This window comes from Aliiglaciecola sp. M165 (genome assembly GCF_007197995.1).
GTDB lineage: Bacteria > Pseudomonadota > Gammaproteobacteria > Enterobacterales > Alteromonadaceae > Aliiglaciecola.
This window is the reverse complement of record NZ_VKKH01000004.1, coordinates 112733-130608: the sequence shown is the minus strand read 5'-3', so window position 1 is coordinate 130608 and position 17876 is coordinate 112733. Positions and strand designations below refer to the sequence as shown.

The window sequence follows — 17876 nt, the reverse complement described above, 5'->3', positions numbered from 1 at the left end:
TGGGCAAATTGATACGCCCGCTCGAAGTGTAATTTCTATGCAAGAAGAAAAAGAAAAACAAAAAAAGCAAGACATGCAAGATGACTCCATAAAGTCGATAATTATTGTAGGTGGCGGCACGGCTGGCTGGATGACAGCAGCGGCCCTTTCAAATCTATTGACGCACACTAACATCACCTTAATCGAATCTGACCGAATTGGTACAGTTGGAGTGGGTGAAGCGACATTGCCCCATCTGCGCTATTTTATTAAGCGTCTTGGTATTGACGAACAAGAATTTATGCGAGCAACCAATGCTACCTATAAGACCGGTATAGAATTTGTTAACTGGGGCAAGGTAGGAGATGCCTATATTCATCCGTTTGGCGACTTTGGCGAGCCTATCAAAGGTATTGATTTCCACCATTACTACGTTAAATTGCGACAAAACGGGCACATCAATCCAATTGGCGATTATTCACTTCCTGTCGTAGCGTCCAAAGCGCAGAAGTTTGATTATCCTGACACGGATGAGCGGTCGATTTTATCAACTTTCTCTTATGCGTTTCATATGGATGCGGGATTATTTGCAAAGTATCTGCGTGAATATTCAACCCAGCGAGGAGTCACCCGCCAAGAAGGGATCGTCACCCAAGTTAAACAACACCAGGATTCTGGCTTTATCCAATCGGTAACCTTAGAAGATGGTACCCAATTAAGTGCTGACTTTTTTGTCGATTGCTCGGGATTTAAAGGCTTGCTAATCGAAGACTGTCTCAACACAGGTTACGATGACTGGCGTCATTGGTTGCCTTGTGACCGCGCCATCGCGATTCCATGCCAAGCCAACACGCCGCCTTTACCTTACACCCGAGCCACTGCTCGCGAGGCAGGGTGGCAATGGCGAATTCCGCTGCAAAATCGCGTTGGCAATGGACACATTTACTCAAGTCCTTACATGGACGATAACACTGCCCTAGATATCTTACTGAAAAACCTCGATGGTGAGCCGACTGCTGAGCCCAATTTTTTGCGCTTTACTACCGGCAAACGCAAAAAGGTCTGGAACAAAAATTGTGTTGCCATTGGCCTCTCTGCTGGGTTTTTAGAGCCTTTGGAAAGTACCAGTATCCATCTTATTCAGTTAGGTATTATGAAATTGCTGGATTTTTTCCCAAACAAGCATTGTGAAGCCGTGCGCGTGGATGAATACAATCGCATGATGCAACTGGAGTTTGAACGCTTGAGAGACTTTTTGGTCTTGCATTATCACGCGACCCAGCGCGATGACTCTGACTTTTGGAAATACGTGCGCACCATGCAGCTTCCTCAAGGGCTGGCACATAAGATAGACCTGTTCAAAGAGCGTGGACGCGTCGTGCAATATACCGAGGGACTTTTTCTTAAAGCTAGCTGGTTGGCGGTTTATTTTGGGCAAGGGATTATACCTAAACACTACGATTGGCAATTAGATGCTCTTCCCATTGAACAAATTAAGCGGCGTCTTGATGAGGTAAAGTCACAGGTGAGTCTGGCCAGTGCCCAGATGCCTATGCACGCAGAAAGTCTGGCCAAGCATTGTGATTTAGAAACAGGCTGGCAAACACCACCGCCACCGGCCAACTTAAGTCTGTATGGATGTTGATGTACATATGCAGCAAAAACCAATCGAACCGCTAAGCCACACTCAGCCGTCCAACACACCTTTGAATACTATTGTTGTGGTCGGTTGTGGTTTATATGCCTGGACGGTTGCAGCCTGTCTTGCTCGAAGATTATATAAAACACCAACAAAAGTGATGGTTGTAGAAGAGCTCAATGCACCGGTTGATAACCTGGGAGAATCGACGTTACCTGCCATTGACTATTTTCATCGCGTGCTCGGTTTGACAGAACGACAACTGATGGCAGTTACAAAAGGAACTTATAAGCTTGCTACTGAGTATGTATTACCGGATTCAACGTTAGCTGCAGAGACTAGCCAGTCTAACGTTTTCTATCATGCAATGAGTCCTTATGGTTCGGTGATTGACAATATTGCATTCCAACATCATTTAACCAAAGCAAAACGGGCGGGTGTTCCGATAGATTTGAACCGGTTCTCTTTGCCAGCGGCGGCTGCAGGCAAAGGCAAGTTTGGCTTACCCCAGGCTGGGGCACAGAACCTGCCATTTTCCTATGCAATTCATGTCGACGCCAAACGGTACGCGGCTGGGATGAAAGACTTTGCGAAAAAACTTGGTGCTACCAGTGTCGTGGGTGAAATCTCTGCTGTGAAAACAGTCAACATTGGCAGCGAAAATGATAAACAATGCACTCATATTCAGTCGATTTGTTTAGATAATACGCAACATATAAGTGCTGATCTTTTTATTGATTGTACGGCGCACAGCCGCTTGATTGACCAGGCGCTGCAAGTTGGGTTTGTCGATTACAGTGATTACTTGCCGTGCGACAACAGTATTCAGTATGTCACTGACAACAAACCTAAGCCTAAAGCCACCACGCAAATCAACCCCAACCAAGCTGGTTTTAATCTTAATTTTCCGTTGCAGGCGCAAACAGTGAATGAATATCACTACAGCAGTGCACATCAGACACAAGAAGAGGCGTTAGCGTCGTTAGATTTGGATTCGGCGGCTTTGGAGACTGTTATTTTCCGTCAACAGAAATCACAACGTGTTGCGTCATTTTGGGTTGGAAACTGTGTGGCAATGGGCGACGCTGCGGGCAGTCTGGGACGAATCGCAGCGAGTAATTTCCATTTGGTGCAATCTGCTGTGCTAAGACTGATTGATCTGTTGCCAGACAGAAGCTTGAACGAACATGTTGAATGTCCAAGTAGAGATGAGTACAACAATCTCTGTGAAGAGGAATATGCCAGGGTGTTAGATTACCACTGTGCGTATTTTGCGCTCCTAGCCCGAGAAAAAGCCCCCATCGATAGTCCGTTCTGGCGCGCCCAAACGCAAGCCAAATGCCCCGAATCCTTGATGCACAAAATGAAGCTTTTTGAGCAAACCGGCCGTTTCCCTTTTTACGAGCGAGAAACCTTTTCCGAGAAAACATGGTTGTCTTTGTTTTTAGGATTGGGATTGTGGCCCAAGGAATACGATCGTCTACTAGATGTCGGGCAACAAAACTTGCAAGACAGCTTGGATGCATTTGAGCAACTGGCAGGCTTAATAGACCAGATAAGCGACAAGATGCCAGCGCATTATCATTTTTTACAGCAATTCTGTGGTGCAAAATAGGAGTCTACCCACCATGCAACAAACTCATGCTTCCGAACCGGCGCTAATTGCTGATGAACAAGTCAGAGACGTTCTTATTGTTGGTGGTGGCACAGCTGGATGGATGGCGGCCGCTGCACTGTCAAAAAGTTTCTATAAAAAAGGTCGTCGAATACGATTGGTCGAGTCAGACGAAATCGGTACGGTAGGTGTAGGTGAAGCCACAATCCCGGCAATACGCACTTTCAACGAAGTGCTTGGCATAGATGAAAATGAGTTTATTAGAGAAACTAAAGGGACCTTTAAGCTCGGTATTGAATTTGTTAACTGGGGCAACTTGGGTGAACGATACATTCACCCCTTTGGTGTATACGGCTCACCGATGGCCGACAATATTCCTTTTCACCATTACTGGTTAAAACTCAGAGATGCAGGATACGATACTGATCTATCGGATTTTTCTCTTTCTATCGCCGCGGCAAAACGTGAGCGCTTTTCTAGGCCTAAAAACATCCCCAATTCCCCTCTTGCACAGATGGCGTATGCGTTTCAGTTTGATGCAGGGCTTTATGCAAAGTATTTACGTAAGTTCGCCGAAAAACGAGACGTACAGCGCATAGAAGGAAAAGTGAGCTCTGTCTCTCTGCGCCAGGACGACGGGTTTGTTGAATCGATCACCTTGGAAAATGGCGAAGTATTGACGGCAGATCTATTCATCGATTGCACAGGTTTTCGTGGCCTGTTAATTGAAGGTGCATTAAAAACCGGATACGAGGATTGGACACACTGGTTGCCATGTGACCGCGCAGTCGCCGCGCCTTGTGAGTCAAACGGTCCGCCTATTCCTTATACGCGCTCCACTGCACGAAAAGCTGGCTGGCAATGGCGAATCCCCTTGCAACACCGCATTGGCAATGGGCACGTTTATAGCAGTCAGTACATGAGTGATGATGAAGCCACGTCTATTCTACTGGATAATTTAGAAGGTAAATTACTAGCCGAGCCAAAGTTACTGCGTTTCACCACCGGACGACGCAACAAATTCTGGAACAAGAATTGTATTGCAATCGGCCTGTCTGGTGGATTTATGGAGCCGCTGGAAAGCACCAGCATACATTTAATTCAAACTGGCGTGACCAAACTCATGAGCCTGTTCCCTGATAAGCGCTTTAGCCAAAGTTTGATTGATCGATACAACGAGTTGACGGTATTCGAATATGAGCGGGTGCGTGACTTCCTAATTTTGCACTACAAAGTCAATCAACGTACCGATTCCACGTTTTGGGAATACTGTCGAAATATGCCCATTCCTGATTATCTTTCGAATAAATTGGAGTTGTACAAAACCGGAGGCCACATTTTCCGCGACAACGAAGAGCTTTTCGGCATCCCCAGTTGGCTGGCAGTGATGGAAGGGCAGAATTTCCGGGCTCAAGGCCATCATCCATTGTCTGATGCCAGAGAGGCCAGCCGACTCAACGAGCATTTATCCAAGATGAAACAGGTGATTGCACATTGTGCGGAGAGTTTGCCAACGCACGCTGAATTTATCGCACAACACTGCGCTCATACTGACCAAGATTGATATCCTGAGCAGCCTTTAGTCCTGGATGTCGCGCCATACCAGACATTTTTTTTGTGTGGAAGAGCGAAAGAGACTTTACGTGAGCATTTTGTAGTAAGTGAAAGCTTGGTAAATAGGAAAGCGATAGATAATCATTTGAATGGCGCTGTGAACCCATCCCTGGGCGCTTGGCGAAATCGTCCCTGATTTCCACACATTCAAATGTTTATCTATCGTTTTCCTAAAAAGTGTCAGTCGATTAAATTTTAAAATGGCTAATAAATTGTCATTAAATTTGGTAAGGAGAACAGTATGAACAAAACACCTTCAGGTAAAATATCTAAGTCAAGCTTGATGACACCTCTACGTCCTAAAACACATGGAACCATAGCTTTGGTGCTAGCTCTGTTTTTATCTATATGTTCTTTTGCAAGTTGGGCACAGGATAAATCAAAAGAGATTGATATCATTTATGCCAAACTTATCAGTGAAATGCCCGTTGAAAGCAGTCTAATCGCTGTACCTTATGCAGACTCAATTAATCATTTTGGTGACATTGCTAGCGGCAAACTTAATCAAAATAGTGATGCTGTTGGTGGTGCATCTTATGAAATCGACGTCAAACAAGCGGGCCGTCAGCCATACGATGCTGGGGCCTATATGACGATTGGTGGCGAAATCAAAAAAGGTGACGTTGTGTTTGTTTTATTCTTTGCTCGCTTGTTAAGCGATGAGGGAGGGGATATTCGCCAGGCCGCATTGCAGCTTAGTCAGTCACCTTACTCCGCCAGTTTCAGCAAACGATTTTCGATCAGCTCACAATGGGCGTCCTATACTTTTGCAGGAAAAGCCCATACCGACTTTGCTAACAATGAATCACAAATTAGTTTTCAACTGGCGGCACAAAAACAACGCATTGCGCTGGGTCCTGTGTATGTGTTGAATCTTGGCAACGAGGTTGCTATCAAAGAGCTACCCTTTCTCGATTAGCAGCACCTATTCTAGAGGTGCTCAACCGACTGTGCTACTCGGTTAAAATCTCCATTTCAAAACCCCAGGTATTTGTGCTGCGGTCATAGGTGCTAAAAGACCCACCATCATCCCAAAAGGTGGCCGCAATACCGTATTTTTTGATCATGGCAACCGAAGTGCGCAAATAATCAGCGCGTTCGCTCGACGCACACACGTTTTGTGGATTTTGAAAATCAAATTTCGCTGAGCCAAACTCGTTCATCATGATCGGAATGCCGTTAGTATCTGACCAATCCCTGGCGTGCATGTAGTGGTTCTCCATATTGGTTTTGTCTTCTTCGCTTCCCCACGGTTGCACACAAATTCCCGCGAAATTCCATGGATCGTAGCTATGGAAATTCGCTATGAGGTACTCATCTTGCGGATAAGGGATAGCAACATTAAATAAGTCATCCAATGCAGACCACTCATTGCCAGCGTAGATGATAATGCGGTTACGGGTTTGGTTACGAATAATATCCATGGTGCGCAAATTGAGTTGGTTGATTTGATTGATACTCAATCCACGAGGCTCGTTTATTATCTCAAAAAGTAACTTGGCGGATTTGTTTTTGAACCGCTCGGATAGGGTTAACCAAATGGTATCGAATCGATTGCGTTGACTGATGTCGTCATAGTTTTCCTTTATCCAGCTGTCGTGGTGAACATTGATGATGGCGTACATGTCTCTGTCTAATACCCAATCTACAATCAGTTCCACCCTATCCAGAAAATCAGCATCGATCGTGTACGGCGCTTGCTCCTGAATCCGGTTTCCCCAGGTGATAGGTATTCTTACATGCTTGAACCCGGCATCTTGAAACGCCTGAATGTAATATTCTTCAGCTGCCAGTGCCCAGTCCCCTTCGTTTGGCGCATCAAGGGTATTACCGAGGTTAATGCCAATCCCCATCTTAGCAATAACGTCTGCCGGCATCTCTGCGTCAGCAAGCGTATTTTGATTGACAACAGGCAAAGGTAAAGGTGACTCTTGTGCCACCGTAGGCGGGCTGCTCGGTGGTATTGGAGTGGGATCTGCTGGTGAATTGGAACTGCTACCACATGACATTAAGCCAGTTAGAATCAGGGCGAAACCCATCGATTGCAAAACCGTTTTACTTAACACTGATTTCATCTTGTCAGCCTCATATTATTGCTACTGCAGTATAATTACTCCAGTGTATAGAAGAGTGTGTTCGACAAACTAAGACAAATTCTCCTTGTTATGCCACGAAATCGGCGATATTGAATATCAAAGATGTTGATCCTGCTCTATCGCATCCAGATCCGAAGTGCTGACCTTGCGCGTGACTTCTTCACGTAAGTCTGAAGGCAGTACGCCGAACATTGATTTAAACTGGCGACTGAAATAGCTATGTTCTGCAAAGCCGCATTGGTTGGCGATCTCCAGGATTGGCAATCGCGTTTCAATGAGCTTTCGACGGGCATTCTCCAAGCGAATTTCGTTAATAAATTGCTTAGGCGTTTTGCCCAAATATTTTTTAAATCGACGTTCCAGTGCACTAACCGACAAAAACGAGATTTCTGCCAGTTCGGTGACGCTGATTTCTTGGTGGAAATTTTTTCTGACAAACTCAACCGGTGCTTTGATGGCTTCAACGTTTGAGAGAGTTTGTGCGCTTTGCTCCAATGAATGTGTGAATCCGTAAGAACCAATAATGTTGTGGTGACTATCGAACAAAGGGCGTTTGGATGTTGAGTACCAACTGAATTCGCCAGACGGCTCCATGTTGAGCTCGACGCGATTTGTCACTATTTCTCCGGCCATCACTTTCTGATCATCTGACATATATTGGCGGGCCAATTGCGGGGGAGAGATCGCGTAGTCGGTTTGCCCCAAAATGTTACTGATACACCGTAAACCACTGTGTTCGACAAAGAGTTGGTTGGCATGAATAAAGCGACAATCTTGGTCTTTTATCCAAAACAAAGTCCCGGGTAGCAGATCAAACATACTGATTAATTGCGTCATATCCAGTTTTTCTAGCATCGCAACTGCCTCTTCGCGAGTTCTCATTGACATCATTTACCCCAAATATCATTCAAAAATTTTAGTGACGCCGAATTTGTTGCATACAGCACCGATTTTTTAATAACACTTTTCGGGATTAATTGGTAATACTTATTACAATTATTTTACATCTCGATGTGGCACTTGAACTGAGTTTCAAGCTCGCTCAACAAAGCGAAGTTAAAACGAAATTATCATGGTAAGAAAAATAAAAATGGGTATGGTCGGCGGCGGTGAAGGTGCCTTCATCGGTGAGGTGCACAGAATGGCATCCCGTATTGATGGCCAGATAGATTTAGTGTGTGGGGCTTTTAGCTCAGACCCAGAGCGGTCGATTAATTCAGGCCGGTCTCTGTATCTTGATGAAAAACGCTGCTACTCAGATTTTAATCAAATGTTAACGGCAGAGGCGAAGCTTCCAAGTAGCGAAAGGATGGACTTTGTTGCAATAGTAACGCCTAATCATTTACATTTTCCCGTCGCCAAAGCCGCCTTAGAGGCGGGTTTTCATGTGTTGAGCGATAAACCCGCGACCTACTCTCTTGAAGAAGCGCTAGCGCTCGAAAAGGTGGTTAAGCAAACGGATCAATTGTTTGGTCTGACCCACACTTATACGGGTTATCCCATGGTTAAGCAGGCGCAAGCTCTCGTGGCAAGTGGCAGGCTTGGAAAGGTAGTAAAAATCATAGCCGAATATCACCAGGGATGGTTAGCCGCTTCGGAAGATGCAAGCTCCAAACAAGCAAGTTGGCGGATCGATCCCAATCGAGCAGGTGTGAGCTGCTGTATGGGAGACATCGGTGTGCACGCTGCCAATCTAGTGGAATTTGTCACCGGTTTACACATTACCGAACTGTGTTCCGATCTTGCCTCTGTAGTGAACGGCCGGCAACTAGATGATGACGGCACTGTGCTCATGCGTTTCGACAATGGCGCACGGGGAACTTTGATGTCGAGTCAAATCGCTGTCGGAGAGGAGAATAATCTCACCTTGCGTGTCTACGGGGAACTTGCAAGTTTGTCGTGGCAACAACAAGAGCCAAACAGTCTTTGGTTGAAACAGAATAATGCACCAAGCCACCTGTATCGCACAGGTGTAGGAGACATGGCTACCACTGCGCAAGCAGCGACCCGCACACCCGCTGGCCACCCTGAAGGATATTTAGAGGCGTTTGCCAATATTTACCAGGATTTCGCTAAGCAAATTCTGGCTTACGAAAGGGGGCAGGAGGTCGCCAACCCCGTGCCCGGAGTCACAGATGCGATTCGTGGTATGGCGTTTATTGAAAACGCAGTCGCTGCTAGCCAATCAGAGACCAAATGGCATCCGTTTGAAACCACCAAAACACCCTTGAAATCATAAAGGCATAGTATGAATCAAATTAAAGGCCCTGCAATTTTTCTCGCTCAGTTTGCATCGGATGACGCGCCATTCAATAGTTTTGACAGCATTTGTGAATGGGCCGCTTCAAAAGGATTCAAAGGTGTCCAGGTGCCAACATGGGATGCGCGACTCTTTGATCTGGAACGCGCGGCTACAAGTCAAACATACTGTTCTGAGTTGATGGGGATTGCCGCATCTCATGGGCTTCAAATCACAGAGCTTTCAACCCATTTACAAGGACAGTTAGTCGCGGTTCATCCTGCTTATGACAGCATGTTTGATGGATTCGCACCGGATGAAGTCAAAGGCAATCCGCAAGCGCGCACGCAATGGGCGAACCAACAAATGATGTGGGCAGCCAAAGCCAGTCAAAATTTTGGATTAAATGCTCATGCGACGTTTTCTGGTGCACTGCTTTGGCACACATTTTACCCTTGGCCACAACGTCCGAAAGGCTTGGTTGAAACAGGATTTGCCGAATTAGCCGACCGTTGGGTACCGATACTGAACAAATTTGACGAATGCGGTGTCGATGTCTGCTATGAACTGCACCCAGGTGAAGATTTGCACGACGGTGCAACCTTTGAACGCTTTCTTGAGGCAACAAATCATCACCCCCGTGCAAATATTCTTTATGACCCAAGCCATTTTGTGTTGCAACAATTAGACTACTTAGCGTTTATCGATTTGTATCATGAGCGGATCAAAGCCTTTCACGTCAAAGATGCTGAGTTCCATCCATCAGGAAGAATGGGCGTTTATGGTGGCTACGAAGATTGGATTAATCGCCCTGGAAGATTCCGATCACTGGGCGACGGGCAAGTCGACTTTTCGCAAATATTTAGCAAGTTGACCCAATACGGTTATGAAGGATGGGCGGTATTGGAATGGGAATGCTGTATCAAACATCCAGAGGACGGCGCCACTGAAGGAGCTCCTTTTATCGCCAAACATATCATTCGTCCTACCGATAAAGCGTTTGATGATTTTGCTGGTGGCGAAACTGATGAAGCAGCTAATCGACGCACACTAGGATTGAAGGAGAATCACAATGGATAAACTGCGAGCGAATAAAGTATTTATTCTTTGCTGTCTAGCACTCACTGTAACATCGATGACGTTTGCCATTCGTGCAGGCATTTTAGGTGAGCTTGGTGCGCAGTATGGTTTGTCTGCCAATCAGCTGGGCTGGGTAAACGCGATGGCGTTTCTAGGCTTTCCGTTAGCCACTATGTTCGGCGGTATTTTGTATAACGCAATGGGCGCCAAGAAGCTCATTACGTTAGCCTTCGTCTGTCACTTACTTGGTCTAATTCTGACAATTAGCTCAGGCGGTTTTTGGGGGCTATTGATTTCAACATTTTTAATCGGTTTTGCTAACGGCTCAGTTGAAGCAGGTTGTAATCCACTTATTGCTGAAATATACGAAGACAATAAAACCACTATGCTAAACAAGTTTCATGTCTGGTTCCCAGGGGGCATTGTCATTGGTGCACTCATTTCAAACGTGATGACAAGCGCAGGACTGGGTTGGCAGTTACAGGTTGCTACGATCATTGTCCCCACACTCATTTACGGGTATATGCTGCTATCAAGTGAATTTCCTGAGTTTGACCGCTCGCAACATTCTACCGTTGACAACATTAAACACCTTTTTACACCGCTATATATCTTTCTCGTCGCCTGCATGACATTAACGGCAACAACAGAGCTTGGCACACAACAGTGGATACAGGGCATTTTAGGCGCATCAGGTGCATCGCCAATGATTATTTTGGCTCTGATGACGGGCATTATGGCGGTGGGTCGCTACTATGCAGGCCCGATCGTGCATCGCTTGAACCCAGCGGGTGTCCTATTGTTCTCAGCTATTTTTGCAAGTATTGGTATGCTAATGATGAGCATGGTGTCAGGTGGAATGATTTATCTAGCGGCAATCATATTCGCAGTGGGTGTATGTTATTTTTGGCCTACAATGCTTGGCTGTGTTTCAGAGTATTTACCCAAGACAGGCGCACTTGGACTGTCCATCATCGGCGGAGCCGGCATGTTTGCAGTTAGCATGTGGAACCCCGTGATAGGCACCTGGATTGACGATGCGACAGCCAGTGCAGAGGCGCAAAATCTTGACCCGACTCAGGTACAAATACTCGCAGGTCAAGAGGTGTTGCAAAACTTGTTACTCTTCCCTGTGATTTTAATCGTTGCCTTTGCAGTGTTGTTTTTTATTGTCAAACGAATAACCGGTCAGCGCATCGCTACCGCAACGCAAAACTAGGACGTGTGATGAGTAAACAAAACATCTCAAATTCGCAGGATAGCCGACGCTGGTTTTTAAAAAAACTCGGCGCCACCCTTGGTACTTCTGTTGCTGCGACCTTAGTTACTGCAACAGGCGTAACATCTGCGTTAGCTTATACACCTAAAAATGATAGCCACTTAAGTGATGGTAAAGTGTTGAATAAAAAACAAATGCAGGTATTGCGCGAGCTGTGTGAAACTGTCTTGCCGCGCACGGATACACCCGGTGCAGCAGACGTAGATTGTCACGGATTTATCGACCATCAACTCAGCCAATGTCATTCAAAACAACAACAACAATCGGTGAGAGAACTTATCAATACAGTAGAAGGCCGTGCGCAAACCCTCAAGGTAAGTTCCTACACTAAGATGACTCCGCAACAGAAAACTGATCTTCTGGTTAAAATCGAAAGCAGAGACGGGTTTCCAGAGACGTTACATGCAGATTTTAAGTTTCTCAAGGGGCTCATTCTTTTTGGCTATTTCACCAGTGAGATTGGCGCCACGCAGGTACTCAATTATCAAGCAGTGCCTGGCGGCTACAAGGGCTCAGTTCCAGTGACAGCGGAAACCAAAGTCTATGGCTCATTGAATTATTATTAGGCAATATTAATGCAAGTGAACGACATTTTTGTAAAAGACACCCAACAAGAATTTGATGTTCTTGTGATTGGATCCGGCGTCACTGGAGGCTGGGCAGCCAAAGAATTCACCGAACGTGGTTTCAAAGTGCTAATGGTAGAGCGTGGTCGTAAAGTCGAACACAGAAAAGACTATATAACCGAAGGCAAAGGCCCTTGGACATTTGCTGAGCGCACTAAAGTTAATAATATCTTAACGCAGGAACAACACCCAGTTCAGTCAAAATGCTACGCGTTTAACGATGCGACCAAACACTTTTTTGGCAATGACAGGGATTTGCCTTATTCCACGGAAAAAAACACCGATTTCAATTGGATTCGAGGCAATCAATTGGGAGGGAAATCCCTCACTTGGCACCGACAATCCTATCGTATGAGCGAGTACGATTTTAACGCCAATAAAGCGGATGGCCATGGCAATGACTGGCCTATTCGTTACAAAGACTTGGCGACCTGGTATCAATATGTAGAAAAACATGCCGGTATTTCTGGTGCAAAAGATGGGCTGGCTCAACTCCCTGACGGTGATACGTTACCGCCCTTTGAAATGAACAAAGTGGAATTGGATCTGCAAAAGCAATTGGCGCGATACTTTCCAGAACGTCCAATGGTCATGGGACGAACTGCACACTTATCGGTGCCAACGGAATATCATATGAGCCATGGTCGGGTGATGTGTCAAGCGCGTGATGAGTGCCATAAAGGGTGTTCATTCGGAGCCTACTTTTCGACACAGAGCTCGACGTTGCCCTTTGCCGCAGCCACTGGCAATTTGACCATCGCCGTTGACAGCATCGTTCACAGTGTGATTTACGATGAAAAGACTAACCGCGTCAAGGGTGTCAGAGTCATAGACGACAAAGATTTATCCACTCGTGAATACTTTGCCAAAGTGGTTTTTCTATGTGCTTCAACCTTAGGGTCGACGCAAATTATGCTGAATTCGACTTCGCGCAAATTCCCTAATGGGATTGCCAATACGTCAGGTGTGCTGGGTCATTATCTAATGGACCACAATTATAATGCTAATGCCGGGGGCATAGTTGAAGGCTTTGATAACGAGTATTACTCGGGCCGACGACCCACGGGTATTTATGTACCAAATTTCCAGTTTGAACCGAGCCGCTATAAAAAACATTATGTGCGTGGTTATGCTTTGGGTGGCGGCGCAAGCCGAGGTAATTGGAAGGGCGCTGAGCAAAAAGATGGCATCGGCGCTGATTACAAAGCGAGTCTAACCCGTCCAGGTGATTGGTATTTTGGGTTTTATGCGCAGGGTGAGATGCTGCCCCGATTTGACAATCAAGTGACCCTCCATCCTACCAACAAAGACAAGTGGGGAATGCCGCAACTGCATTTCAATGTGCAGTGGTCTGAAAACGAAAAGTTGATGATGGAAGATTGCGCAGAAGAATGTGAAAAGATGCTCAAGAAGGTGGGGGTAAAGCATGTGTCTAGCCGTGTGACAACCGACTCAAACCCTCCGGGGTCAGCCATTCATGAGCTGGGCACCGCGCGAATGGGCCGTGACAAGAAAGACTCAATACTCAATGGCTATAACCAAGCCCATGATATTCCAAATCTATTTGTGACTGACGGAGCTTCTTATTGTTCATCGGCGACGGTTAATCCGTCATTGACCTTTATGGCGTTAACCGTTCGCGCCGTAGATTTTTGCGCTCAGGAAATGAAGCAAAGACGAATTTAAGTGTATCTGCCAAGGTTGCAGGTTCAGACTGACAGCACTATGTGAGAATACGATGAAAAAATTAAAATTAGCCCTTCAGGCCAGTGTGATATTACTGACTACCTCGATCTCATCAACGCTGTTCGCCCATGAAATTGGCCTGCAACTATACAGCTTGCGACACCAGATGGAAAAAGACCTGCCTGCAGCGATTGCGGCTGTCGAAGAGTGGGGATTACACTCAGTCGAGGGCGGTGGGAATCTCTATGGTCATTCATTGAGTGATTTTAAAGCGTTGTTGGACCGCCACCACGTGCAAGTTGTCAGTGCTGATACGAGTTATGAAGAAGTCAGAGACAATCCGATTGCTGTAGCTTATAAAGCGAAATTCTACGGTGCTCGATTCGCAACCTTTTATTGGATTCCCCATGAAGGTGTATTTAGCATTGAGGACGCAAAGGCCGCTGTTGATGTACTTAACAAGGCAGGCAAGATACTTGCTGCCAACGGCGTGACGCTGCAATACCATCCCCATGGTTATGAATTCTTCCCATACGAAGATGGCACCATTCTCGACTATATGTTGAATAATGTTGAACACGCGACCTTCCAAATGGATGTATTTTGGATTAAACAAGGTGGTCAGGATCCTGTGGATTTTCTTACGCGATACCCGGGTAAATTTACTTCATTGCATCTAAAGGATCGTAAACATGGCTCACCTGATAGTTCAGATGGTCGTGCTGATGTTGAAGTGAATGTCGTGTTAGGCACCGGTGACGTGGGAATCGACAAAGTCGTTGAAGTCGCAAAGCAACAGGGCATACGTTACTTTTTTATTGAAGATGAATCATCAAGAGTGATGTTGCAGGTACCCGAAAGTATTCGTTATTTGATGAAGCTAAATGGTCAAACCGTCAATCACTAAAACCAAGCATTTCGCAACAAGTCTCAGCACTTAACCTGCCTGTTGGTAAGCCTCGTATGCCAATACAAAATGGAAAATAAATGCGCACTTTAATGAAAGCGCTTTCATTTGCGGTTGAATTAAGCTATAAACTGTATTCATTAACATTTTTTTAATCTTTGGCGACTTAAATGTTTGCCCTACCAGTTTGAGTGAGTACCATGAATAAAGCTTTGCAACTCCCTTCTCAGTCTCCGATGATGGACCGTTCTTTTATATTCGGTGTTGCAACGTCTTCATTTCAAATCGAAGGGAGTGCTGATGAGCGTCTACCCAGTATTTGGGATACGTTTTGCGCAACGCCCGGCAAGATTGCAGACAATAGCCATGGCTTGATTGCTTGCGAACACATAAAACGTTTTCGAGACGATGTGAAAATCTTAGTTAAGTTGGGAGTGGATGCATACCGATTTTCGATTTCATGGCCACGGGTGATGACTCAACAAGGCGAGCTAAACGAGAACGGTATTCAATTTTATGAACAATTGATTGAAGCATTGCGGGCAGAGGGCATTCGTCCTTTTGTGACCCTGTACCATTGGGACTTGCCACAATATTTGGAAGACGCAGGTGGTTGGCTTAATCGTGACACAGCCTTTGAATTCGAAAAGTATGTTGATGCAGTGGTTGGCCGGTTAGGGGACTCTGTGGAGTCCTATGCGACATTCAACGAACCCTTTTGCTCGGCTTATTTAGGCTATGAAGTAGGCGTGCATGCACCTGGGCTTACAGGGGTGAGTCAAGGCCGTACTGCTGCACACCACATTTTATTAGCCCACGGCCTGGGGATGAAAGCTATTCGTCGAAACACCGAAAAGGCGCTGGCAGGAATAGTACTGAATTTTACTCCTTGTTACCCATATTCTAATGATGAAGCAGATCTCATAGCAACCAACGATGCTGATCAATACATTAACCAATGGTACATAAAACCTTTATTTGATGGTTGCTATCCAGATGTGATTGACAAACTGCCTGAGGCTCATCGTCCGCCAATTCAAGAGGGCGACTTTTCAATCATGCAGCAAAAGATGGATTTTTTAGGGATTAATTTCTACACCCGGTTAAGGTATTCGGCCTCGGATGATCCCGCCCAGTTGTACTTTGAACATCCTCATTTATCGCCCAAGACAGACATTGGATGGGAAATTTATCCGGCAGCACTGACTTACTTGCTTACCAGATTGCACGAGATGTACTCACTACCGCCCATTTATATTACAGAGAATGGGGCGGCAATGGATGACAAAATGGTAGATGGTCAAGTCTATGATCTTGACCGAATCGAATACTACCAAATGCACTTAAAGGCGGTGCACGACGCAATGGAAAGTGGTGTTGTCATCAACGGGTACTTTGCTTGGAGCCTGATGGACAATTTTGAATGGGCAGAGGGTTATTTAAAACGTTTCGGATTAATTCATGTTGACTATGCTACGCAAAAACGTACGTTTAAAGCCAGTGCTCATGCCTATCGTGGATTGATTGAAAAACGTAATTTCGCTACAGCCGTATAAAAGTAGAGATTGTCGAGATGCAGATTGAACAACTAAAACTACAAGAAAAAATCGCCTATGCACTTGGTGATGCAGCCGCAAACTTGGTTTGGCGTGGTGCACTTGCTTATCTTGCCGTCTTTTATACTGACACATTTGGGATCTCAGCCAGTGCAGCGGCACTTCTTTTTCTGGTTGTTAGATTGTCGGACGGCATCACGGACATTATTATGGGTATGGTTGCCGACCGCACCAATACGCGCTGGGGAAAGTTTAGACCCTGGATCTTCATATCAACACCTTTTCTAGGGTTGTTTATGGTGTTGTGCTTCACCACCCCTGATTGGTCGGCACAAAACAAACTCATTTATGCCTACGCTACTTACATTGGCTTGACACTGGCGTATACATTTAACAATGTGCCGTATTCGGCGTTAATGGGCGTGATGACTAGCTCTGACGTAGAACGTACGTCGTTGTCTGGATTTCGCTTTGCGGGTGCATTTTTAGGTGGTCTGTTTGTGATGGGCTTCCTCCCCGACATGGTTGCTTACTTTGGAAGTGGCAATGATGCGATTGGCTATCAATACAGTATGTATGTGTTTTCTGCGCTACTCATGTTTCTAATGTTAATTACTGTTGCCGGCACCAAAGAGCGTGTTGTTCCTGTGGCTAGCACTGACTCATCTTTGTCCCGCGAAGTCATTGATTTAAGTAAACAATTGCCATTTATTCTGCTGCCACTTTTGGCGATTACCTTGTTTTTCTATTATCGCAGTTTACCTACCTTTGTTTTTTTAGTGCTGATAGCAGCGTTTACAGCGTTTGCTATCAAAAGGCTGAAGAATCAACCAGAAAGTGAACGTTCTCGCGTGCAACAGGATATGGTGGATTTATTATCCAACAAACCCTGGCTTATCTTACTGGCACTGGGTTTTTTAACGATGATGTTTAATGGCATCAAGTATGGTGTTGTTGCCTATTATTTTAAATATTATGTCGGTGATGAGCTACTTGCAGGTAAATACTTTGCAGCGCTGCTGATCGTGTCTGTCATCGGTGCATTGTGTACTGAATTTTTCGTCAAACGGTGGGGGCGAAAACAAGTTTTTATCATGGCATTGATTGCCAGTGCTGTTTTGACAACGTCAATGTATTTAGTGGGTGCCGAGCAAATCTCCTTGATCTTCATTCTCGGTTGCAGTGCTGAGTTTTTTGCTGCCATGATGCCCACTTTGTTCTTTTCAATGTTAGGGGATTCTGCTGATTACTCCGAATGGCGAACAGGTCGCCGTGCAACTGGGTTAGTATATTCCGCAGGCACTTTCGTGCAAAAAACCGGAGGGGGCTTTGCTGGTGCGCTGGTGCTGGTGGTACTCGCGTCTTATGGTTATAACGGCATGGATGTGAATACCGCGGTGCAGTCTATACCTGGCATGCTGTTGTTAATGAGCGTCATCCCATCTGTATTTGCCTTACTCGGAGCAGCGGTGATGATGGCTTATCCCATCAATAACCAGATGCAGGCGACTATGACAACTGAACTGATTGCCAGGCGGGCAAGCGTATAACGCTAGTATC

General features: G+C 45.6%; 14 protein-coding genes. 12 read left to right on the top strand and 2 right to left on the bottom strand.

Going from position 1 to position 17876, the window contains the following annotated elements; genetic code table 11:
- Positions 1-37 precede the first annotated feature (37 nt).
- The 4 genes from FM019_RS07945 to FM019_RS07930 all read left to right on the top strand — a co-directional run bounded on the left by FM019_RS07945 (position 38) and on the right by FM019_RS07930 (position 5766).
- Positions 38-1624, top strand: a complete 1587-nt coding sequence (locus FM019_RS07945) for a tryptophan halogenase family protein (RefSeq protein WP_260681569.1) — start codon at positions 38-40, stop codon at positions 1622-1624.
- Between the two features lie 7 nt (positions 1625-1631).
- A complete protein-coding gene (locus tag FM019_RS07940) occupies positions 1632-3233 on the top strand; it encodes a tryptophan halogenase family protein (protein ID WP_185969223.1) in 1602 nt (533 codons plus the stop codon).
- A 13-nt stretch (positions 3234-3246) separates the two neighbouring features.
- Positions 3247-4797, top strand: a complete 1551-nt coding sequence (locus tag FM019_RS07935) for a tryptophan halogenase family protein (RefSeq protein WP_221934366.1) — start codon at positions 3247-3249, stop codon at positions 4795-4797.
- 291 nt (positions 4798-5088) lie between these two features.
- On the top strand, positions 5089-5766 hold the full coding sequence (locus FM019_RS07930; RefSeq protein WP_143835390.1) for a hypothetical protein: 678 nt from the start codon (positions 5089-5091) through the stop codon (positions 5764-5766).
- 34 nt (positions 5767-5800) lie between these two features.
- Here FM019_RS07930 and FM019_RS07925 read toward each other — a convergent pair whose 3' ends face one another.
- Complete coding sequence (locus FM019_RS07925; protein WP_143835389.1) at positions 5801-6922, bottom strand: glycoside hydrolase family 5 protein; 1122 nt, start codon at positions 6920-6922, stop codon at positions 5801-5803.
- A gap of 117 nt (positions 6923-7039) precedes the next feature.
- Positions 7040-7834, bottom strand: coding sequence for a helix-turn-helix transcriptional regulator (locus FM019_RS07920; protein ID WP_143835388.1), 795 nt, complete (start codon positions 7832-7834; stop codon positions 7040-7042).
- 181 nt (positions 7835-8015) lie between these two features.
- Here FM019_RS07920 and FM019_RS07915 point away from each other — a divergent pair, with 181 nt between their 5' ends.
- The 8 genes from FM019_RS07915 (at position 8016) to FM019_RS07880 (ending at position 17866) form a co-directional block, all read left to right on the top strand.
- Positions 8016-9182, top strand: coding sequence for a Gfo/Idh/MocA family protein (locus tag FM019_RS07915; RefSeq protein ID WP_409553369.1), 1167 nt, complete (start codon positions 8016-8018; stop codon positions 9180-9182).
- 9 nt (positions 9183-9191) lie between these two features.
- Positions 9192-10262, top strand: coding sequence for a sugar phosphate isomerase/epimerase (locus FM019_RS07910; protein ID WP_143835387.1), 1071 nt, complete (start codon positions 9192-9194; stop codon positions 10260-10262).
- A complete protein-coding gene (locus tag FM019_RS07905; RefSeq protein WP_143835386.1) occupies positions 10255-11481 on the top strand; it encodes an MFS transporter in 1227 nt (408 codons plus the stop codon). The genes FM019_RS07910 and FM019_RS07905 overlap by 8 nt, the downstream gene beginning before the upstream one ends.
- Before the next feature lie 8 nt (positions 11482-11489).
- Positions 11490-12107 (top strand): gluconate 2-dehydrogenase subunit 3 family protein, encoded by a 618-nt coding sequence (locus tag FM019_RS07900; RefSeq protein ID WP_143835385.1) that lies wholly within the window; start codon positions 11490-11492, stop codon positions 12105-12107.
- Between the two features lie 9 nt (positions 12108-12116).
- Positions 12117-13853, top strand: coding sequence for a GMC oxidoreductase (locus FM019_RS07895; protein WP_143835384.1), 1737 nt, complete (start codon positions 12117-12119; stop codon positions 13851-13853).
- A gap of 52 nt (positions 13854-13905) precedes the next feature.
- Positions 13906-14760: a sugar phosphate isomerase/epimerase family protein gene (locus FM019_RS07890; protein WP_143835383.1), complete on the top strand. Its 855-nt coding sequence runs from the start codon at positions 13906-13908 to the stop codon at positions 14758-14760.
- Between the two features lie 200 nt (positions 14761-14960).
- On the top strand, positions 14961-16316 hold the full coding sequence (locus tag FM019_RS07885; protein ID WP_143835382.1) for a GH1 family beta-glucosidase: 1356 nt from the start codon (positions 14961-14963) through the stop codon (positions 16314-16316).
- A 23-nt stretch (positions 16317-16339) separates the two neighbouring features.
- Positions 16340-17866, top strand: coding sequence for an MFS transporter (locus tag FM019_RS07880; protein ID WP_143835783.1), 1527 nt, complete (start codon positions 16340-16342; stop codon positions 17864-17866).
- Positions 17867-17876: the final 10 nt, after the last annotated feature.